Annotated in this window: 16 protein-coding genes and 1 pseudogene; 4 read left to right on the top strand and 13 right to left on the bottom strand. The window is 68.4% G+C overall.

Translation table 11 applies throughout. The annotated features are described in order from the left end of the window. Positions 1-164: 164 nt before the first annotated feature. From AC07R7_RS19500 to AC07R7_RS19465, 8 genes are all read right to left on the bottom strand, one after another. Positions 165-3,107 carry a M16 family metallopeptidase gene (locus AC07R7_RS19500; protein ID WP_494636346.1) on the bottom strand — a complete coding sequence of 981 codons (2,943 nt, stop codon included), beginning with the start codon at positions 3,105-3,107 and terminating at the stop codon, positions 165-167. Between the two features lie 121 nt (positions 3,108-3,228). Beyond that, the gene (locus AC07R7_RS19495) at positions 3,229-4,317 is read right to left on the bottom strand and encodes a DUF2336 domain-containing protein (RefSeq protein WP_494636345.1); all 1,089 of its coding nucleotides are present in this window, start codon (positions 4,315-4,317) and stop codon (positions 3,229-3,231) included. Beyond that, a complete protein-coding gene (locus tag AC07R7_RS19490) occupies positions 4,317-4,970 on the bottom strand; it encodes a hypothetical protein (RefSeq protein ID WP_494636344.1) in 654 nt (217 codons plus the stop codon). Before AC07R7_RS19490 ends, AC07R7_RS19495 begins: the two co-directional genes overlap by 1 nt. Before the next feature lie 60 nt (positions 4,971-5,030). Further along, positions 5,031-5,789, bottom strand: a complete 759-nt coding sequence (locus tag AC07R7_RS19485) for an ABC transporter permease (protein ID WP_494636343.1) — start codon at positions 5,787-5,789, stop codon at positions 5,031-5,033. Next, the gene (locus AC07R7_RS19480) at positions 5,786-6,535 is read right to left on the bottom strand and encodes an ABC transporter ATP-binding protein (RefSeq protein WP_494636342.1); all 750 of its coding nucleotides are present in this window, start codon (positions 6,533-6,535) and stop codon (positions 5,786-5,788) included. Before AC07R7_RS19480 ends, AC07R7_RS19485 begins: the two co-directional genes overlap by 4 nt. Further along, a complete protein-coding gene (locus AC07R7_RS19475; RefSeq protein ID WP_494636341.1) occupies positions 6,532-7,530 on the bottom strand; it encodes an ABC transporter substrate-binding protein in 999 nt (332 codons plus the stop codon). The genes AC07R7_RS19480 and AC07R7_RS19475 overlap by 4 nt, the downstream gene beginning before the upstream one ends. Positions 7,531-7,641: 111 nt before the next feature. Next, entirely contained in the window at positions 7,642-9,717 is a 2,076-nt protein-coding gene (locus tag AC07R7_RS19470) for an MASE1 domain-containing protein (RefSeq protein ID WP_494636340.1), read from the bottom strand. A 343-nt stretch (positions 9,718-10,060) separates the two neighbouring features. Further along, positions 10,061-11,905, bottom strand: coding sequence for an ABC-F family ATP-binding cassette domain-containing protein (locus tag AC07R7_RS19465; protein ID WP_494636339.1), 1,845 nt, complete (start codon positions 11,903-11,905; stop codon positions 10,061-10,063). A 207-nt stretch (positions 11,906-12,112) separates the two neighbouring features. Here AC07R7_RS19465 and AC07R7_RS19460 point away from each other — a divergent pair, with 207 nt between their 5' ends. Together AC07R7_RS19460 and AC07R7_RS19455 are read left to right on the top strand one after the other, a co-directional pair. Then, positions 12,113-14,035 carry a hybrid sensor histidine kinase/response regulator gene (locus tag AC07R7_RS19460; RefSeq protein WP_494636338.1) on the top strand — a complete coding sequence of 641 codons (1,923 nt, stop codon included), beginning with the start codon at positions 12,113-12,115 and terminating at the stop codon, positions 14,033-14,035. A gap of 220 nt (positions 14,036-14,255) precedes the next feature. After that, a complete protein-coding gene (locus tag AC07R7_RS19455) occupies positions 14,256-14,831 on the top strand; it encodes a hypothetical protein (RefSeq protein ID WP_494636337.1) in 576 nt (191 codons plus the stop codon). Between the two features lie 47 nt (positions 14,832-14,878). Here the strand turns inward: AC07R7_RS19455 and hfaD are convergent, their stop codons facing one another. The 3 genes from hfaD to hfaA are packed head-to-tail and all read right to left on the bottom strand — an operon-like array spanning position 14,879 to position 17,527. Beyond that, positions 14,879-16,138: a holdfast anchor protein HfaD gene (gene hfaD, locus AC07R7_RS19450; RefSeq protein ID WP_494636336.1), complete on the bottom strand. Its 1,260-nt coding sequence runs from the start codon at positions 16,136-16,138 to the stop codon at positions 14,879-14,881. Further along, complete coding sequence (hfaB, locus tag AC07R7_RS19445; protein ID WP_492840169.1) at positions 16,056-17,069, bottom strand: holdfast anchoring protein HfaB; 1,014 nt, start codon at positions 17,067-17,069, stop codon at positions 16,056-16,058. The genes hfaD and hfaB overlap by 83 nt, the downstream gene beginning before the upstream one ends. After that, positions 17,066-17,527: a holdfast anchoring protein HfaA gene (hfaA, locus tag AC07R7_RS19440; RefSeq protein ID WP_494636335.1), complete on the bottom strand. Its 462-nt coding sequence runs from the start codon at positions 17,525-17,527 to the stop codon at positions 17,066-17,068. Before hfaA ends, hfaB begins: the two co-directional genes overlap by 4 nt. A gap of 159 nt (positions 17,528-17,686) precedes the next feature. Between hfaA and AC07R7_RS19435 the strand changes: the two genes are divergently transcribed. Both AC07R7_RS19435 and AC07R7_RS19430 read left to right on the top strand, forming a co-directional pair. Next, positions 17,687-18,337: a rhomboid family intramembrane serine protease gene (locus AC07R7_RS19435; protein WP_494636334.1), complete on the top strand. Its 651-nt coding sequence runs from the start codon at positions 17,687-17,689 to the stop codon at positions 18,335-18,337. Positions 18,338-18,393: 56 nt separating this feature from the next. Continuing rightward, the gene (locus AC07R7_RS19430; RefSeq protein WP_492885542.1) at positions 18,394-18,825 is read left to right on the top strand and encodes a CBS domain-containing protein; all 432 of its coding nucleotides are present in this window, start codon (positions 18,394-18,396) and stop codon (positions 18,823-18,825) included. A gap of 119 nt (positions 18,826-18,944) precedes the next feature. On the opposite strand, the gene AC07R7_RS19425 is transcribed toward AC07R7_RS19430, so the two are convergent. Together AC07R7_RS19425 and AC07R7_RS19420 are read right to left on the bottom strand one after the other, a co-directional pair. After that, on the bottom strand, positions 18,945-19,376 hold the full coding sequence (locus AC07R7_RS19425) for an RrF2 family transcriptional regulator (protein WP_492840161.1): 432 nt from the start codon (positions 19,374-19,376) through the stop codon (positions 18,945-18,947). 288 nt (positions 19,377-19,664) lie between these two features. Continuing rightward, positions 19,665-20,126 (bottom strand): annotated as a pseudogene (locus AC07R7_RS19420) (hypothetical protein); the annotation flags it as partial.

Raw genomic sequence — 20,126 nt, 5'->3', positions numbered from 1 at the left:
CCGATCTTCCCGGCGAAAGCCGGGATCCAGATCTCGGACCGCTGGGGATGATGGGAAGAGCGCGGCGCTCATAGAGCCCATCTCAACGCTCTTCCATCTGGGCCCCGGCCTTCGCCGGGGAGACGGATAAGGAAAAGGCCCCGGCTTCCACCGGGGCCTTTTTGCTACTTCGCCGCCGTCGCGCCGGCTTCCGGCTTCACCAGAAGCAGCCACGACTGGTCGTCGCCGAGATAGGTCCTGGCGGCCTTCTGGACGTCGGCCGGGGTGACGCGCGAGAGGCCCGCCAGCACCGAGCGGGTGGCGTCCAGCAGGCGCGGGTCTTCCTGAGCGCCCGAGAGCGCGCCGACCCAGTATTCGTTGGTCACGCGGGCCTTCTCGATCTGATCGATGCGCGGCTTCTTGGCCCGCTCCAGTTCGTCGGCGCTGACCGGCTTGTCGCGCAGGTCGGCGGCGATCTTGCGGATCGAGGCCACCACGCCATCCAGCTTCTCGGGCGGGACCTCCAGGCTGACGGCCAGATAGCCCCAGTTCTTGAAGGTGACATTGGCCGTGGCCGAGGCGTTGGGCGAGTAGGTCGCGCCCTGCTTCTCGCGCAGCTCGTCGATCAGGCGCAGCTGCATGACCTGGCTGAGGATCGAGACGTCGCGCGAGCGCTGCAGGTTCGAAAACAGGTCGTCCGTGCGCCAGACCATGAACAGGGCCGCCTGGTCGGGACGGCCCTTGTGGGTGCGGATCACCGGCTGTGCCGATGGCGTCGGGAAGGGCGCCTTCTCGGCGCCGGCCAGCGGCGGCTCGCCCGGACGCTTGGGCAGGGCGCCGAAGGTGTCGGCGACGGCGGTGATGGCCTTGTCGACCGTGGTGTCGCCGACGATGACGATCTCCAGGTCGCCCTGGGCCAGCGGGTTGGCGACGGTGGTCTTCAACTGCTCCAGCGACGCGCCGGCGATCTGTTCGCGCGAGGGGAAGGTCCAGCGCTGGTCGCCGCCGTGCATCAGTCCGCCCAGGTCGCGGCTGAGGACGCCGCCCGTGGTGCTTTCCAGTTGATCGTGGATCGTGCCGTAGGCGGTCTTGACGCGGTTGAAGGCTTCCGGGCGCCAGCCGGGCTCGGCGGCGTAGGCGGCCAGCACCTGCAGCTCGGTGGCCAGATCCTCGGGCCGCGTGCGGCCGCTCAGCGAGAATGCGTCGTCCTCGACGCCCAGCGAGGCGTTCCAGATCTTGCCGGTCAGCACGCGCTCCATGTCCGAGGCGCTGATCTGCTTGAGGCCGCCCTCGATGAAGGCGCTAGCCGACCACAGCGGGCTCTGGGCGTCCGACGGCATGTCCAGCAGGCCGTGGCCGGTGTGGACCTTCACCACGATCTGGTCGTCGCGGAACTTGGTCGGCTTCACCGTCAGGCGCACGCCGTTCTCGAAGCGCACGAAGACGGCGTCCAGATCTGTGACGTCCTTCTGCTCGGCGACCTTGCCGCTGGGGCCGAAGCTGGAATAGGGCCAGAGGCTGACGCCCGGCGCGGCCGGCGGCGTGACGGGCTGGTTCTTCAGCTCGTCATAGGCTTTCAGGATCGCCGGCTCGCCGCCGTCGATATTGCCGGGCGCGGCGATAACGATCAGCGGCCCCGAGCCGGCGAAGGCGCTCTTCAAGACCGCATTGACCCGCTCGGCGGTCAGGCCCTTCACCAGGTCGTCGAAGAAGGCCAGGTTCTGACTGGGCGAGGTGATGACCTCGGCGTCGCCCAGGGTGTTGAGCAGCTGGTTGGCCAGGGCGGGCGTGCGCTGGGTGGCCTCGCCGGCCGCGGCGGCGGCCAGGCTGGCGCGCAAGGTGGCGATCTCGCGGTCCAGTTCGTCCTGGCGTACGCCGTATTGCACGGCGCGGCGCTGCTCGGCGTCGAGGGCGCTCATCGCCTCGCGCCAGCGATTGGGTTGGGCGGTGGCGCCAAGGGTCGTCACCCGCACCGCGCCGTACTGGTCGCCCTTGAAGGCGCCGCCGGCGATGAACGGCGGCTCGGCCGAGCGCCCGACGGCCTGCAGGCGTCGATTGATCACCGCGAAGGCCAGGTTCTCGATCATGTCGCGCTCGTCGAGAGCCTTGGTCTCGATCAGGCCGTCGGGCTTGCGCATCCAGGTCATCTGCACCGACCAGGGCGCGCCGGTCTCGACGATCAGCTTGGCGGTCGGGCCGCGCTTGGCCACCGCGCCGATGTCGGGGTTCTTGCCGGGCTGCCCCTTGCCGACCCAGTCGCCGAACTTGGCCTTGATCTTGGCCTCCATGGCGTCGACGTCGAAGTCGCCGACGGCCACCAGAACCGCCCGTTCGGGCCGGTAGTAGGCCTCATAGAAGTCGCGGATGCGCTGGGCCGGAGCGGTCTTCAGGATCTCGGTCTTGCCGATCGGGATGCGCTTGGGCGGCAGCTGGCCTTCCATCTGCGCCGACAGGGTGGCGATGGCGACGCGATAGCCGGGCGTATTGCGATTTCGCTGTTCCGACAGCACGACGCCCCGCTCGCGATCGACCGCGTCGGGGGCGATGGTCAGCTCGCCGGCCGCCTCGCGCAGCAGCATCAGCGAGGTGTCGACCGTTTCGTCATCGGCCTTGGGCAGGTCCAGCTGGTAGGCGGTTTCGTCGAAACTGGTCTGGGCGTTGGTGTCGGCGCCGAAGGCCAGGCCGTGGCGCTCCAGGATCTTGACCATGTCGCCTTCGGGCACGTTCTTGGAGCCGTTGAAGGCCATGTGCTCCAGGAAGTGGGCCAGGCCCTGCTGGTCGTCGGCCTCCATCATCGAGCCGGCGTCGAACCACAGGCGCATGGAAGCCTGCCCGGGCGGGGTGGCGTTCTTGCGGATCGCGTAGCGCATGCCGTTGGACAGCGTCCCGAAGCGCCAGGACGGGTCGGGCGCGACGTCGGACAGGGCCTGGGCCCACTGGCCCGGCTTCAGATCGGTGGTTTTGGGACCGGCCAGCGGCGGGGCCTCGGGGATCTTCGGCGCGGACGCGGCCGGCTTGTCGGCTCCGTCCTTGTTCATGAACGGGATGGAAGGCTTGGGAAGGTGCGAGCAGGCGGCGAGGGAGAGGCCGGCGGCGGCGACGAGCGCCAAGCGCGAAGCGCTGATCATCGAGAATCCAGGGCAGGAGAATAAGAGGGCGGCACCTTGGCCGTCGGACATGGCGCACGCAAGGCGCGCGAGCGGCCGGTTTTCGCCTTAATGCTCTAGGTAGAGACCTTGGGCGGCAGCCCTAAGCGGCGGCGACGTCGCCCGTGGTGCGGCGCAGGCGCCAGAAGCGGATCGTGCGCAGGGCCGACTCGCGGGGCAGGGCGGCGTAAAGCTCGCCGTACGACTTGGCTTTCAGCATCACGTCGTCGGTCGGCTCGAGGATCAGCAGGGCGAAGGTCAGGAACAGCGAGCGGTCGAAGTCGGCCGCCTTGCAGATCACCGACAGGGCGTCCATCTCGCGCCGCTCCAGGATCTTGCGGGCGGTATGGAAGTCGACGTCGGCCATGTCCGCCAAGGCCACCAGGAACAGCGTCGTGCGCTTGGCCCGCAGCATGTTGGCCAGGATCTGCGGCGAGATCTGCGCTTTGGCCCGCAGGATGCGGAATTCCTTCTCGGCCTCGGCGAAGTCGGCAGGCAGGGCGCCGTCCTCGACCGCGACGCGCTTGCGGCCGGCGGTCAGAGCGGCCTCCAGCATGGCGGGATCGACGCCGGCGTTCTTTTCCATGATCCGGTCGCGCAGGCGCGCCTCGACCATGAAGTACATCTCGTTCAGCAGGTCGACCGGCAGGCTGTTGCGGTCGATGACCGCCTCGTGCAGCGACGGATTGGCGGCGGCGCGGTCGACGACGGTCTCGTGCGCCTCGCGCGACAGCACCGCGCCCTCGTTGCGCAGCAGGACGCCCAGGGTGGCGTCGTCGCCGCGCGCGACGATGGCGTCCGAGACGACGCTGGACACGCTGGGACGCTGCGAGATGGCCCGCAGGTGGTCCTGGCCCTGGGTGCGGGCCACGTGCAGCAGGTCTTCGTCGGTCAGGGCGCTGGAGTTGCGCAGGATCGGAGCGGCGACGGCGATCGAGTCCGAGGCCAGGGCGCGCGACAGGCCGCGCGGCGGGGCCGGGGCCTCGCCGAGGCGCTGGGCCAGCTCGACCTTGACCGCTTCCTCCATCTCGCCGGCCAGCTGGCTCATGACGTCGTCGAACAGGCTCATCTCGACGGCGTTGTGGCCCTCGCCGGCGAAGAACATGTCGGTGACGCCGCGCAGCAGCTCCCGGCGCTTGACGCTCGAGGGCTCGTTGGCGAGCGAGATCAGGTCGTGGAGGCGCGATTGCATCACTGGCCGCTGTCCTTCTCGGGCTTGGCCGACCACTCGCCGGCGCCCTCTTCGCGCGGCTTGTCCTCGTCCAGCGCCGGCGGGGCGGTGATCAGGACCATGCGCGGCGGACCGGCGGCGGGGATGGGATCCGGGACCATGCCGAACTGGCGGCCGACGGAATAGGTGCGGGCGCCGATCTGGCCGTCGCGGAATTGCCGCGCGGGTTGGGTCAGGCCAGGCGCGGTGGGGGCGGCGTAGGCGACCGGAACCGGCGCGGCGCGCGGCGCTGGGGCGTCGTAGATGTTCTGGGGCAGGGCGGCGCTGGGCGCTTGCGGCGCTTGCGGGGCGTAAGGCGGAGCTGGCGGCTGATAGGTGGCGCGCGTCATCGGCGCGGGCTGAGGCTGCGGCGCTTGAGCCGCCTGGCGAGCCCACCAAGGTTGGACCTGGGCGGCGGCCTGGGCTTGCGGCGCGACGACCTCGCGCTTGCCGCTCCAGGCCAGGGCGCGGCCGCCATAGGTCGAGCCGGTATAGCCAGGCCCACGGCCGTTCACCGGCGTGGGCGCGCGCTCGGGGGCGGGACCATAGCGGCTTTCCTTGCCAGTCTCCGCAGACGCGCCCGCGCACGCCAGAGGGGCGCAGGCGAGGGCGGCGATGAGGAGGGCGGCGCGCATGGACCGGTCCGAAAGACGTCTATCGAACACCTGTCGTAAGTCGCGTCGCTTAATCTTGGGCTAACGTCCTCGCCAAGCGTTCAGAAGTCGACGTTCGATCGCCTCCATCGCCGCGTTCAGGACGACGCCCAGTACAGCCAGAGACGCCAACGCGGCGAAGACCTTGGCCGTCTGCAGGCGATTATAGGCCTCCAGGATCCGCCAGGCGAGGCCCTGAGCGCCGCCGGAACCGGCCACGAACTCGGCCACCACGGCGCCGATGATGGCCAGGCCGGCCGCGACCTTGTGTCCCTCCAGCAGGGCCGGGATGGCCGATGGCAGGCGCAGCCGGATCAGGCGCTGCCAGGGATCGGCGCCATAGAGGTCGAACAGGCGGGCCAGATCCGGATCGACCGCCTTCAGCCCCGTCAGGGCGCCGGAGAAGATCGGGAAGAAAGCCACCACGGCGGCCAGGCCGATCACCGCGCGTTCGGGATGGTCAATGCCGGCCCAGATGGTCACCAGGGGGGCGATGGCCACGAGCGGCGTCACCTGCAGGGTGACCGCGATCGGCCGGACGGCGTCCTCCAGAAGACCGTTCAGGCTGACCGCCAGCGCCAGGGCGCAGGCGACCAGGCTGGCGATGACCAGGGCCAGTAGGGCGGTCGACAGCGTCGCCCAGGCTGAACCCAGCAGCAGCGGCCAGGACTCGGCGAAGGCGCGGGCGATGGCGCTGGGCGCGGGCAGCAGGTAGGGCGGCACGGCCAGGGCGCGGCAGGCGATCTCCCAGCCGCCCAGCAGGACGGCGATCAGGATCGCTGGGGCGAGGACGCGCTTCACGCCGCGCGCTCCGTGGCCCGGGCCAGCAGCGTCGAGACCGCCTCGGCGGCGGCGCGGAAGGCCTCGGTCGTGCGAAAGCCGGACGGCCGGATGACGGGACCGTCGATGGCGATCTCGCCGGCGATGCGGCCGGGGCCGGGGGTCATGACCACGACGCGGCGGGCCATGTAGACGGCCTCCTCGACATTGTGGGTCACGAAGACGACGGCGGGCTTCATTTCGGCCGCCAGGGTCAGGACGTCGTCGGCCAGGGCGCGGCGGGTGATCTCGTCGAGGGCCGCGAAGGGTTCGTCCAGCAGCAGCAGGCGCGGACGGGTGACCAGGGCGCGGGCCAGCGAGGCGCGCATGGCCATGCCGCCGGAGAGCTGGGCGGGACGGGCGGCGAGCGCGGCGCCCAGGCCGACCTGATCCAGCGCGCCCTCGGCGGCGGCGCGGGCGGCGGCCTTGTTCATCCCGGCCAGTTCCAGCGGCAGGGCGACATTGTCCCGCGCTGACAGCCACGGCGCCAGGGTATGCGACTGGAAGACGACCGAGGTTTCACCCTTGCCGGCGGCGCGGGTCACGGTTCCACGCGTCGGCGCCTCGAGACCCGCCAGCAGCCGCAGGGCGGTGGATTTTCCGCAGCCGGACGGTCCGACCAGGGCGACGATCTCGCCGGCCGCGAGCGTCAGGTCGAGCGGTCCCAGCGCGCGGCCCCGCGCATAGTCGACCTCGATGGCGGCGAGGCGGGCGACCGGATCGCTCATTGGCCCTTGGGCAGGAACTGCAGGGTGTAGGCCTTCTTGAAGTCCCCATTCTTTGGATAGACGCCCTGCGCGATGGCGTCCTTGAAGAACGTGCTCCACCGTTCGTCGGTCATCAGGCCGATGTCGCCGTCACCATTCTTGGCGCTGATCACGCCGTAGGACCGCATCTTGTCGCGCGCCTGGTCGAGGACGTCCTGGGTCATTTCCGGATTGTCCTTCAGGATGGCCGCGTCGCCCGGCTTGGGATCGCCGTAGAGGTAGGACTTCCAGCCCGCCGCGGTGGCCTCGACGAAGGCCCGCACGGCCGCCGGGTTGCTGGCGATCAGGCTGTCATTGACCAGGGCCATCGAGCCGTAGGCCGGATAGCCGCTGTCGGCCAGCAGGAAGACCTTGGGTTTGACCTTGCCTTCCTTCTCGATGAGGTAGGGCTCGCTGGTCACATAGCCTTGCTGGACCACGCGCTTGTCGGCCAGGAACGGGGCGGTGGAATAGTTGTACTTACGGACCTGGTCGTCGGTGAAACCGTACCTGGCCTTCAGCCAGGCCCAGTAGCCGGTGATCGAGGCATCGGACAGCAGGACCGGATGGCCCTTGATGTCGGCGATGCTGTTCACGCCCTGGTCGGGGTGGGCGATCAGCGACCACGGGTCCTTCTGCATGAAGGCCGCCACGGCCTTCACCGGCGCGTTCTCCTTGATCAGGTTCATGACCACGTAGCTGTTGGAGCCCACGCCGACATCGACCGCGCCGGTGGCCAGCAGCTGGGGCACGTTCACCGCGGGGCCGCCCTGGATCAGGGTCACGTCCAGGCCGCGCTTCTTGTATTCGCCGGTCGCCAGGGCCTGGTAGTAGCCGCCCAGCTCGGCCTCGGCCCGCCAGTCGGTAGCCAGCTTCAGCTTGGTCTCGCCGGCCGGGGCGGCCGTCTCCTTGCTGGCTGGCGAACAGGCGGCGAGCAGGGCCATCAGGCCCAGGGCGGCGAAAGCGCGACGCTGCATGGAGTGGGGTCCCCTCGGATTTGAGGAGAAGTTAGAGGCGGTGCGGCTCAGTTCCAAGTCAGAACCCGAACTCCCGTCTCACCGGCTTTCGCCGGGAAGATCGGATTGGCGCTAGGTGTCCAAGCCCTGGCGATGGTTCAGCCAGCGCTCGACCTTGGCGTAAAGCACCTCGCGCTGGATCGGCTTGGCGATGTGGTCGACCATGCCGGCGGCGTAGCAGCGCTCGACCTGGCGGGGCAGGGCGTCGGCGCTCATGGCGATGATCGGGGCCTTGCCCGGACGCCCCGGCAGCGCCTTGATCGCCCGCGTCGCCTGCAGTCCGTCCATCTGCGGCATGTGGATGTCCATCAGGATGATGTCGTAGTCGCCGGCCTGGGCGCGCTCGACGGCCTGCTTGCCGTTCTCGGCGACGTCGACCTCGAAGCCGACCATGGTCAGCAGGGCGGCGCCGATCTCCAGATTGATCGGGTGGTCGTCGACGATCAGGATCTTGGCCGCGCCGGGCGTCGAGGTCTTGGGCCGCTCGGGCGCGGCGATCGGCTCGGCGGTCGGGGCCAGGAGCTCGATCCAGAAGCACGAGCCGCGGCCCGGCACGCTGTCGACGCCGATCTTGCCGCCCATCACGTCCACGAGCGCCCGGCAGATGGCCAGGCCCAGGCCCGCCCCGCCGTGCAGCCGGCTCATCGAGCTGTCGGCCTGGGAGAAGCGCTGGAACAGCAGCGCCTGCTTGTCCAGGTCGATGCCGACGCCGGTGTCGATGATCTCGAAGCGCAGGCGGTCCTCGAGGTCGCCGGGCTCGACGATCAGACGCGCGTCGATGCGGCCTTCGTCGGTGAACTTCACGGCGTTGTTCAGGAGGTTGATCAGCACCTGGCGCAAGCGGTCGGCGTCCAGATCATGCAGGGCCTTGACCGGATCGATGATCTCCAGGTCCAGGGTCAGGCCCTTGGCGCGGGCCTCGGGGGCCATGATCGCCACGGTGTCGCGCAGCAGGCCGGCGGCCGAGGTCGGCTGGGGCAGGAGCTCGATCTGGCCCGCCTCGACCCGCGAGAAGTCGAGGATGTCATTGACCACGGTGAGCAGGGCCGCGCCGGCGCTGTCGATCAGATTGACTTGCCGGCGGGCGTCGGGCGGCAGGTCGTCGCGCGAGGCCAGCAACTGGGCGAACCCGAGCACGCTGTTCAGCGGCGTGCGGATCTCGTGGCTCATGGTGGCCAGGAACTCGGTCTTGGCCTCGGTGGCGGCCAGCGCTCGGGCGCGGGCGGCGCGGGTTAGCTGCTCGCGCCGCAGCAGCAGCCGTTTGAGCCGGTCCTGCTGGGCCAGGGCCAGACCCGCCGCCAGGCAGGTGTAGAACAGCACCAGGATGAACACCTGGATGGTCCGCGCCTGGGCGATGGGGCCAAGGACCGCGTTGAAGCGCGGGGAGGCGCCGGCCATCGCGATCGGCAGGACAATCACCGCCACGACCAGCGAGGCCATGGCCGCGCCGCGCGCGCCCAGGCGGTAGGCGGCGACGAGGGCGACCGGGAAGATCAGGAACGGCGGCAGGCCCGAAGCCGGATGGGCGCACAGCAGGGTGATCGCGGCGACGCCGAACATCAGGGCCAGATGCTCGCGCCAGGTCCGATGGAACGAGCGACGGTGCTCGGCGTCGATCAGGACCAGGGTCGCCGGCAGGGCGATCGCCAGACCCAGGGCGCCGCGCAGGAACCCGTCGACCAGGACGCTCCAGAAGGGCTCGCCGAAGGCCAGCGCCAGCAACCCGGCGCACAGGATGGCGAACCCGGCGGCGATCGGGGTGGTGACGGCCGGCAGCATGATCAGCGAGCGCAGGGTGCGGATGCGTGGCGTGCCGCCCCATATCCGCAGGAAGACCGCCTGGACGGCCAGGGCCTCCAGCGTATCGACCCCGGTGTCGAGCGCGGCGCGCGCGAGGCTGTCGCCGACCAGCAGGTCGAAGACAAGGTGGAAGATGACGAAGACCGTGGTCAGGGCCACGCGCCGCGATCCGGCCAGGGTGAGCAAGCCGGCGGCCAGCAGGGCGTTGGCGGGCCAGAAGGCGGCGACGCCCAGGGCGGAGCGGCTCAGATAGTCGCTGAACGCCAGGCTGGCGACGATGGCGACGGAGAGCCCCAGCAACAGCGCCGTCTGCCGTCGTGGTTCCTGCTGGGCCAGCCTGTGCGGCATGCCGTTTCCGTCTCCCCCAATGGACCCCGCGATCGGGCGTCGACGGCCGAACGGGTTCGGAGACAACGCCTGGACGACCGCGCTCCCCGGAAGTGACCGCTAGGCGATCCTGGGGACAACGCCACCATTCAATACGCCCGCCCAGGGGCCGGTTGCCGGCTTATCGCTGGATGTGTCGTTTGGCCGCAGGACGCCTTCGCGACGTCGACACCGTAAGCGATTGTATTCCCAAGATTGAGAGCGAGCGTCGCTGACAATGCATGGGCGCTCCTACAATTCAAGAGGTCGGCGGCGCTCTCAGGGTGGCGCCGCCGTCAGTCCGCGGCGCGACGCGGAACCTGGATCAGCCGGCCAGGTTTTCCTTTTTCTCTTCCAGTTCCAACCATTCCAGCTCGGCCTGCTCCAGGTCGGCGCGGGCCTTGTCGAGCGCCTTCGTGGCCTTGTCGAAGGCGGTCGGATCACGGCTGTAGAGGTTCGGATCAGCCAGGATCTTCTCGAAGCCGGCGATGATCGCCGGGCTCTTGGCGATCAGGGCTTCGCATTCTTCGAGGCGGCGCTGGTCCTTGAAGGTCAGCTTGCCGGCCTTCTTCGGCGGAGGCGCGGCGGCGACCGCGGCGGGCGCCGCGGCCTTGGTGGTCCGGGCCACCGGCGTGAACGACGAGCCGATGCTGGCCCCACGGGCTCCTTTGAAGAAGTCGGGGCTCTGGTCGATCAGGTCGGTCCAGCCGCCAGGAGTCTCCAGCACCTTGCCGTGACCGTTCATGGCGATGGTCGAGGTGGCCAGGCGATCGATGAAGTCACGGTCGTGGCTGACCAGGATCAACGTTCCGTCGAAGTCGGCCAGCAGGTCCTCCAGCAGGTCCAGCGTGTCCATGTCCAGGTCGTTGGTCGGTTCGTCCAGCACCATCAGGTTGGTGGGATTGGCCAGAGCCCGGGCCAGCAGCAGGCGGTTGCGTTCGCCGCCCGACAGGCTGGTCACCGGCTGGCGCAGCTGGGCCTCGGTGAACAGGAAGTCCTTGGCGTAGCCGGCCACGTGCTTGGGCTGGCCGCGCACCAGGATGGAGTCGCCGCCGCCGGGGGTCAGGAAGTCCCAAAGGGTGATCTTGTCCGACAACGCCATGCGGCCCTGGTCGATGTAGGAAACCTCCAGGTTGGTGCCCAGCTGCACCGTGCCGGCGTCGAGTTCGAGTTCGCCCAGCAGCAGGCGCACCAGGGTGGTCTTGCCGGCGCCGTTGGGACCCACCAGGGCCACGCGGTCACCGCGCATGATACGGGTCGAGAAGTCCTCGACGATCACCCGGTCGCCGAACTTCTTGGTCAGGTGCTTGGCCTCGATCACCCTCTTGCCCGACGTCGCGGCGCTCTCGACGGCCATGTACATCGAGCCGCGCTTGTCGCCCTGCAGGTCCTTCTTCTGGGCGCGCAAGTCCATCAGGGCGCGGCGGCGACCTTCGTTGCGGGCCCGGCGCCCCTGGACGCCCCGCGCCAGCCAGGCGTTCTCGCGCTCCAGAACCTTGTTGAGGCGGCGCTCTTCCTCGGCCTCGGCCGCCAGCACCTGCTCGCTCCAGATCTCGAACTCGCCGAAGCCCTTGTCCAGGCGGCGGACCTTGCGGTGCTCCAGCCAGTAGGTGCGCTGGGTGACGCGGTTCAGGAAGGCGCGATCGTGGCTGACGATCAGGGCCGCGCACTTGGAGCTGGCCAGCTCTTCTTCCAGGGTCTGGATCGCGAAGATGTCCAGGTGGTTGGTCGGCTCGTCCAGCAGCAGCACGTCGGGCTGCTCGGCGAACGCCCTGGCCAGCGCGGCGCGGCGCTTCTCGCCGCCCGACAGGCCTTGCGAGCTTTTCTCCGGATCCAGGCCGAAGTCCGCCAGGGCCGCCTGAGCCTCGTAGTCCTCGGCGCCGCCGGCGGTGCAGTAGTCCAGCAGGGTGTCGCCGGTGATCTCCGGCTCCTGGCTGACGAAGATGATCTTGGCGCCCGGTTGGACGGAGCGCTCACCGCTGTCGGGTTCGACGCCTTGAGCGGCCAGGATCTTCAGCAGGGTGGACTTGCCCGCGCCGTTACGACCCACCAGGCAGGCGCGCACGCGCGGCTCCAGGGCCAGGTCGACACCGTCGAACAGGGGCTTGGCGCCGTCGGCGAGACGAACGTCCTTGAGGGCGAGAACAGGCGCGCGGGTCGGGGAGGCCATGATCGTTCAATACTAAAGCGGCGGTATGTCGCGGAGGTCTGGGCCGTATAGCAGGCCGCGCGCCGAGGAAACGTCAAAATCGCGGCTCGGTTCGCGTTGATCCAGGTCACGGAACGCGGATCGGCGGGTGCGACAGATTCGCCCGTTAACCGCTCGCCAAGCGGGAGCTTGCTAAGACCTTGGACCTAAGGAGCGCAAGTACTCGCCTTGACGTGGAACGCGGACAACATTGCTGCTTCTGATGCTCCTGAGCGTCTTGCCCTGGGCGTCGACGGTCTGCGCCGGCCTGTCTGGGTGTTCGACGATGTCCGCAAGCGCAAGGTCTACGCCAACCGCGCCGCGGTCGCTCTGTGGGGCGCGGCCTCGTTGGACGAGCTTCTGGCGCGCGACTTCTCCGACCAGTCCCCCGCCGTGCGCGTGCGCATGGAGAACATCGCCAAGCGCATCGAAGGCGGCGGCGCCGTCGAGGAGCGCTGGACGTTCTATCCGAACGGCCTGCCGGTCACCGTCCAGACCACGATCTCGCGCATCCTCCTGCCGGACGGCTGTAGTGGGCTCCTGTTCGAGGGTTCCAGGGTCGCGCCAGAGGTCGACGAGCATCGCGCCATAGAGGCCCTGCGCCACACCAGCGCTCTGGTCTCGCTGTATGACGCTGACGGCTTTCGTATCTTCGGTAACCCGGCCGCCCAGGCCAGCTATCCACGCGAGAATACCCGTTTCGCCGAGATCTTCGCCAATGGCGACGCCGGCGGCGCGTTGTGGGCCTCGGCCCTGGCCGGCGAGGCGATCGAGGGCGCCTATCGGGTGATCACCGCCCACGGCGAGCGCTGGCATGGTCTGGCCGCCCGCCGCACGCCCGATCCGGTCACGGGCGATCCCTGCATTCTGGTCAACGAAACCGATATCACCGAGGAGGTCGAGGCCCAGTCCGCCCTGGCCGAGGCCCGCGAACGGGCCGAGGCCGCCATGGCCGCGCGGCAGGACTTCCTGGCCAATATGAGCCACGAACTGCGCACGCCGCTGACCAGCATCCTGGGCTTTACCGACCTGCTGAACGCCTCAAAGCTGGACGCCGAGCAGCGCCGCCGCCTGGCGCGCATCCGCGACGCGGGGATCGTTCTGCTGGACACCCTGAACGACGTCCTCGACTTCTCGAAGCTGGAGGCCGGCGGGGTCAGTCTGGAACCCCGGCCGTTCGAACTGCGCGCCCTGCTGGGCGCCACGGCGGGCATCTTCGAAGCCCAAGCCGGGACCAAGGGGCTGGACCTCAAGCTCGATGTCGATCCGTCCTGCCCCGCGTGGCTGGAGGGCGACGGTGATCGCCTGCGCCACGTGCTGGTCAACTTCCTGGGCAACGCCGTGAAGTTCACCCGGGTTGGCTCGGTGGTGCTCAGCGCCGCGCGGCGCGAGGGCGCGGCGCCGGGCTTCGCCCGCCTGGAGCTGGCGGTTTCCGACACCGGCGTCGGCGTGCCCGAGGCCATGCTGGACTTCGTTTTCGATCGCTTCGCCCAAGCGGGGCCCGAGGTGTCGCGCAAGTTCGGCGGCACGGGCCTGGGTCTGGCGATCAGCAAGGAGATCGTCGAGCTGATGGGCGGCCAGATTGGCGTCGATAGCGTCGCCGGCCAGGGCGCGCGCTTCTGGTGCGTGCTGGACCTGCCGATCGCCGTCGCACCCGAAAGCCGCGAGCCCGAGGTCCCGGAAGCGCCGTCGCGACCGCTGAACCTATTGGTCGCCGACGACAACGAGGCCAATCGCGAGTTGATCGGCGCGTTGGTCCGCGCCATGGGTCACGCGGTCGACGTCGTCGCCGACGGCTGCGCGGCGGTCGAGGCCGTGGCCTCCGGCGGCTATGACCTCGTGCTGATGGACGTGCAGATGCCGCGCATGGACGGCTTGGCCGCCACCCGGGCGATCCGCGCCATGCCGGGCGAGACGGGCCTGACCCCGATCATCGCCCTGACCGCCAATGTCCTGCCCGAGCAGATCGCCTTCTATCGCGCCAGCGGCATGGACGACCACGTCGGCAAGCCGATCAGCCCCCGCGAGCTGCTGCTGAAGATCGCCCTTTGGGCCGATGGCCGCGGAGAGAAGCCGGCGGATGGGCCGACGCCGGACGGCGCTCGGACCTGACATTGGCCCTCGGACGCGCCGCGATGCGCGCCGGAACCCTCGGCTCGGCGGCGTCGTTCATCGAGCAAGGCGCGGCTAAGGACGTGAAGCGCCCTACCATTCCGAGCAAGGGACTTTGCGCGATGCGATCGATCCTTCTGATGCTGCTAGGGGTTCCGCTCCCCATCATTCTCCTCCTGGCCTTCTGCACCCATCACTTCTGAGCCGGAGGATTGCCGCCATGGCTTACGGAGCCGAACTTTCGACAGCCGATATCGCCGACGAGCACCAGTCGGCCGTCAGCTGGGATGCGATCTTGGCCGGCGCCGCGGCGACGATCGCGCTGCTCTTCGTTCTGATCTCGCTGGGCGCGGGCCTCGGGCTGAAGATGTCGCCGCGTTGGCCCGCGGGCCTGGAGGCGCGCGATTTCACCCCGGCGATCGGCGCGGTGTTTGTCGCCTGCCAGGTCGCGGCGAGCATGCTGGGGGGCTATCTGACCGGGCGTCTGCGCACCAAGTGGCTGCACGTCCATGACCACGAGACCTATTTCCGCGACACGGCCCACGGTCTGCTGGCCTGGGCGGCCAGTATCGTCGGGCTCCTCGTGCTGGGCGCGTTGACGGCTCAGGCCCCGGTCGCGCCGGTCGGCGAACTTTCGCCGGTTGAAGTGATCCGGGCCGGGCAGATCGGCGCGCAGATCTCGCTGTTCCTGGGAATCGGCGCCCTGACCAGCGCCTTCGCCGCCAGCGTCGCCGCCACGATCGGCGGCATGCGGCGCGACGACATGCACAGGCTGCATCGCGCCGCGAAGCCGTAAGGTCTGTCGTTGGGCGGGGCGCATGCGCCCCGCTCAAGACGCTCGACCTAGTATCCTGGCGAGGTCACGTTGAAGCTGGCGTTGTTGCCGATGGCTGTCGAGACTCCCGTCACCTGGCGGCCAGAATTGATCGTGGTGCTGGAGCTGGCGCCGATGTCGGCGCTGTTGGTCTGGTTGTTGGTCACCGTCATGCGACCGTTGCACTTCGAGCAGGCGTAGCCGGTCACCGCATTGCCCATCGCCGTGGCGCTGGTCACCGTATCGTAGCCGTCCTGGCCCTCGAAGCTGGCGATCGCCTCGACGCCGCCGCCGGTGTTGGTCTGCAGGTTGTCCAGGATCAGGTCCGCGCCGACATTGTTGACCTGCGAGGAATTGCCGGCGGCGTAGGCGCTCGTCTGGGCCGCGCCGAACAGATACGAGGTCCCCTGCGCCTGGCCGCGCACATACGAGGTGTTCCACTGGTTGGACGTGACGTCCGCCAGAGGGCCCTCGTTCTGGACCGCCAGGTTGTTGCCGGTGGCCGTGGCCACCGTCGCCGACAGGTAGCTGTTGCCGTAGGCGGTGAATTTGCTGGCCTGGGTGACGTCGGCGGTATTGGCCTGGTCGGTGATGGCGCGGACGGCCGACTGATTGCCGCCGCTGATATTGATGTTGTTGCCGGCGGTGGTCGCGGTGACCGCGCTGGTCCCCGAGACGTAGCCGACCATCGCGCCGCCGTCGGCCAGCACATTGGCCGTTGTCGACTGGCTGATCCGCACCCCGGCCGAGCCGTTGTCCAGATTGACGCCCTGGCTGTTGCCCATGGCCAGGCTGGAGACCGTTAGGTCCTTGGCCGAGGCGTCGGCCGCCTCGACCTGACCGCGCGCGGTGACCGCGTTGGAATTGACCTGGACGACGCGGGCCGAGACCGTGCCGTTGGACGCGGAGAGGGCGCCGGAATTGCCGACCGCCGTGGTGCGCACAGCCGAGACCGCGCCGGCGTTGGCGCCGACATCCACCACGCCATGGGCGTAGATCTTGCCCTGGTTCTCCTGGTTCGAGGTCGCCGACGCATCGGCATTGGTCACGCCGATCGAGACGCCGTTGGCCTGGGCCGTCGTGCTGGCGGTGACGCCGTCGGACACCGTCTGGACGTTCAGCGTCTGCTCCGAGAACAGCTCGCCGAGATTGATCTGGTTGTTGAGAACCGGGCTCGGCGAGGTCGCCTGGGCGTGGGCGGGTTGGCTAGTAACGACCGCGCTTAGAATCGCGAATATCGGGATCACGCTTAGCGTTCCAGCGAGACGGGTCATCGCGGGTTTGCGCATTGTTCGTTCCCAGGTTGTCATAGGCCGGAGTGAAGGCGCCGGTCTGCCCGACCGTGGCGTCGCCGAACGGGTCGTAGCGCAGGCAGCTTTGCGGGCCGGGCATGCCGTAGAGATTGGCGCTCATCTCGACGGTGGCGCGCTCGATCAGGGCGCGCACCGCCAGCTGCATGGGCTCCAGCGCCCCGCGACCGGCCGAGATGTCGAAGATGTTGCCGTTCAGGAAGTCGAAGATGCCGGCGCTGATCTCGCGGCCGACTACCTGCTTCTGGTACGAGATGACATCCACCACCTCCAGCGTGCGGGTGTTCACCATCCGCAGGTCCAGCGCGATGTTCATGACGAAGACGCGGCGGCGGAAGTTGCCCTTCAGCCCGTCGGTGTCCTTGTCGCCGACATAGGCGTCGACGCCGGCCGAGCGGATGTTGTAGTTCAGCTCGGTGATGCCGCCGACCACGTAGAAGTCGGAGCCGGGCACCTGGCCGGCGATGATCTTGCGGTAGTCCGCCGGCGCGTCGGGCGCGGGGTTGGGACGGTCCGAGATCAGCTTGTTGTTGGCGTATTTCAGCTCGAACTCCGACACCGAGGTGTCGAAGCGTTCGACCATGGGCATGCCGGCCTTGGCGAAGGCCGAGAAGGCCATCAGGGAAGCGCCCTGCGTCACCTTGCGGCCCGAGCCGTCGGACTCTTCCTTGCCGGTGTAGTCGGCGATGCGGCCGATCGCGATGCGCGGAGCGGCCACGTGATTGGCGCGGGCGTACTGGTTCAGGCAGACCAGGGCGGCCGAATAGTCGGTCGGGTTGGCCGTGACCGGGGCGCTGCCGATCGGCTTGGCGTAGTTGCCGGCCGTCGAGGCCACGGGCACGCCGCCGCAGCCGGCCAGGGCCGTCGCGCCCATCAGGGCCAGGACGAGACCTGTGCGTTTGAAGCTCATTGCGGAGTTCCCGCCTTCACCACATTCGAGCCCGCGGTGACGTTGCCGTTGTTCACCTGGCTGGAATTGACGATGACCGTGTTGTTGTTGCCCTGGGTGATGACCGTCAGGTTGTTGCCGATCGCGGTCGAGCCGGCATAACCGCCCACGCCGCCGACGCCCGAATAGGCGTCCAGCGAGCCGGACGAGCGGCTCGATGAGAACACGCTCTGGTCCGAGCCGGTCAGCATGACGCCGTCGACGATCACCCGGTTGCCGTTGGCGTCGCGGGTCGAATACTCGACCATGCGGTTTTCCTGGCCCGCGCTGCGGCCATAGCCGGCGTTGAACGAGGCCGAGTTGGTCGACATCGACTGCGCCGCGGCGACGCCGCCGAAACCTAGCGTGGGGACGCACAGCGTGAAGACGACGGCGGTGGCCGTCGCGACGCTCATGTTCTTTTTCCGATGCCAGGCCATGAAAGGCTCCGCGAACTGTCGACACGGCGCGGCAAGCAACACCCGTGCCAAAAAGGTACAGATCGACGTGTAGGCCCTAGGTCGAGAAAAAATGGTTAAGCGCGCGCCGGGGCGATGGGCGGTGGTTCGAATCGTCGCGAGACGCCCTAGATAGATGTCATGAGCGAGCAGCGTTCCGAGCCGATCTTCAACGCGCCCTGGCCCGCCCTGCTGGCGGCGGCTTCGATCCTGGTCCCGCACATCCTGTTGTCGCGCGCCAGCGACGCGACCGTCGAGTCCTTGGCCCTGGTCCCGCGGGACTTCTGGAACGGCGTCTGGACGGGGCCGGTGACCATGATGTTCGTGCATGGCGGCTGGGTTCACGCCCTGATGAATAGCGCCTTCGCCCTGGCCTTTGGCGCTCCCGTGGCCCGGCTGCTGGGACTAAACGGCCGGGGAGGGGGAATCTTCTGCCTCTTCTATCTGGTCAGCGGCGCGCTCTCGGGCGTCGGCTACGCGGCCATCCATCCGGCCAGCGCCAATGCGGTGATCGGCGCGTCCGGGGCCGTCTCGGCCCTGATGGGCGCGGCCGCCCGGACCATGGACTATGAGGGACGCGTCGGACCGATCCTGGGACCCCGCGTCATCTCGCTGGGTCTGGGCTGGCTGATCGTCAATCTGGTGATGGCGGTGGCGGGCGGCCTGCTGACCATGGGGAGCGGCGCGGTGGCCTGGGAGGCGCACCTCGTGGGCTTCGTCGTCGGCGTGCTGTTGATCGGTCCGTTCGCGCGCTGGGCCGGCGTTAAGCCACGAACGCCCGAAACTGATTGATTGCACGGTCTCTTTGCGAGACCCTTGTTCCCTAAGAACCATAAGGGAGAAGCGCGGTGCTGGTTTCTCAGATCCTGAAAGACAAGGGTGATCTCGTGTTCACGGCCTCCCCACAGGAGACCATCGGCGCGGCGGCCGCCTTGCTTCATACAAGACGTGTCGGGGCCATGGTGGTGGTCGATGGCGAGGAAGCGGTGATCGGAATCCTCTCCGAACGCGACATCGTACGGGCCATCGCCAAGGAAGGCGCCAGCGCGCTGACCAAGCCGATCAGCGCCTGCATGAGCACCAGCGTGGTGTTCGCCCAGCCGGACGAGACGATCGACGCCTTGCTCGAGCGCATGACCGACCGCCGCATCCGCCACCTGCCGGTGGTCAAGGGCGGGCGTCTGGCCGGGATCATCTCGATCGGCGACCTGGTGAAGTACAAGATCAACGAGGCCCAGGCCGAGGCCGAGGGTCTGAAGGCCTATATCGCCGCGGGTTGATACGGCGCGCGACTCTATCGGGCCCTAGCTCGCTACAGGGCGCGGATCCGGCCGCCGGCGCGCGGCCGGATCCGCGGCTCCGAGCCTCTGTATGTCGAGCCTCTATATAGAGAGGGGGATCAGCCCTCGATCAGTTCGGCCCCCGCGCCCTGGGCGGCGTCGGCGACGCTGTAGCCTTCCAGCACCGCGGCCGTGGCGTCGCGGGCCCGCAGCAAGGCTTCGCGCAGCGCGCAGGTCGCGAGATCCCGGCAGTCCTCGCAACGGCGGAAGGCGGTGCGGCTGACGCAAGGGGTCAGGGCCAGGGGGCCGTCGACCAGGCGGATGATCTCCGCGAAGCTGATTTCCTCGGCCGGACGACCCAGCACATAGCCGCCGAACTTGCCGCGTCGGCTGATCACCAGCCCCTCGCGCGAGAGCGACAGAAGAATGGCTTCCAGGAACTTACGCGGGGCGTCGGCGCGATCGGCCAGTTCGCCGGCGGTCACCTGGGTGTTCGCGCGGGCCAGTTCGATCATCGCGCGCAGGGCGTAGCGGGCCTTCTGGGACAACATGGACGCCGGGGACCTTTTACATGGGAAGCATGGCGGGCGTGTCCGTGCGGGCGCGCTCTATAAGAGTGCTCAGCCTTCTGAGCGAGGCTTGGCCAGCGCGCAAGTCTGGATGACGTCGTTCATGCACAGGGAATGGGCGCGTCTGGGGATGAATCCGCGATTCCGTGCTTGCGGGGTCGGGAAGGGGGCTCTAGAAGCCGCCCCTCGCTTCGGGGCCGCGGCCCGCCGGACGAAACCTTGGCCTTTCGGACTTGCGTTTCTGAAAGCGGATCGTTAAGTTCCGCAGCCTCAATCGAATCTCTTCTGACTTACGGCGCTCCCAAGCGGCGCGCCTCGGTCATCTTTTGCGCTCTGAAGTGGCTTTGGCCTCCAAGAAAACAAAAGTAAAAAGGGCGGTTGACCTGGGAGTTCTGCTTCGCTAGAAGCCGCCCTCCAAGAAATGCTAAGGAGTTCTTCGGGGCTTTTGAGTATTTCGACCAGTAAGGCTTCGAAGTTTTCTTCGAGAAATAGCTTGACTGGATTTGGTGGTTTCTTTAGAAGCTGCCGGCTCTGCCGAGGACCTTCGGGTTGGTTGGCGGGTTTGTCGGAAAGTTTTGAAAAAAACGATTTGACACGGAATTCGAGGTTCGCTAGATAGCCGCCTCCGCCGACACCGGGCGCTAAACGGTGGGGCCGCTGAGAGGCGGTTCGGGTCTTTGACATTGTTGATTTGGAAAGAGAAACGCAGGCGGCGGCGCTCTGGCGGTTACC

It is taken from the genome of Caulobacter sp. GW821-FHT05F04 (assembly GCF_059419665.1).
The sequence above is the reverse complement of the archived record's forward strand: the minus strand, read 5'-3'. Positions and strand labels throughout refer to the sequence as shown.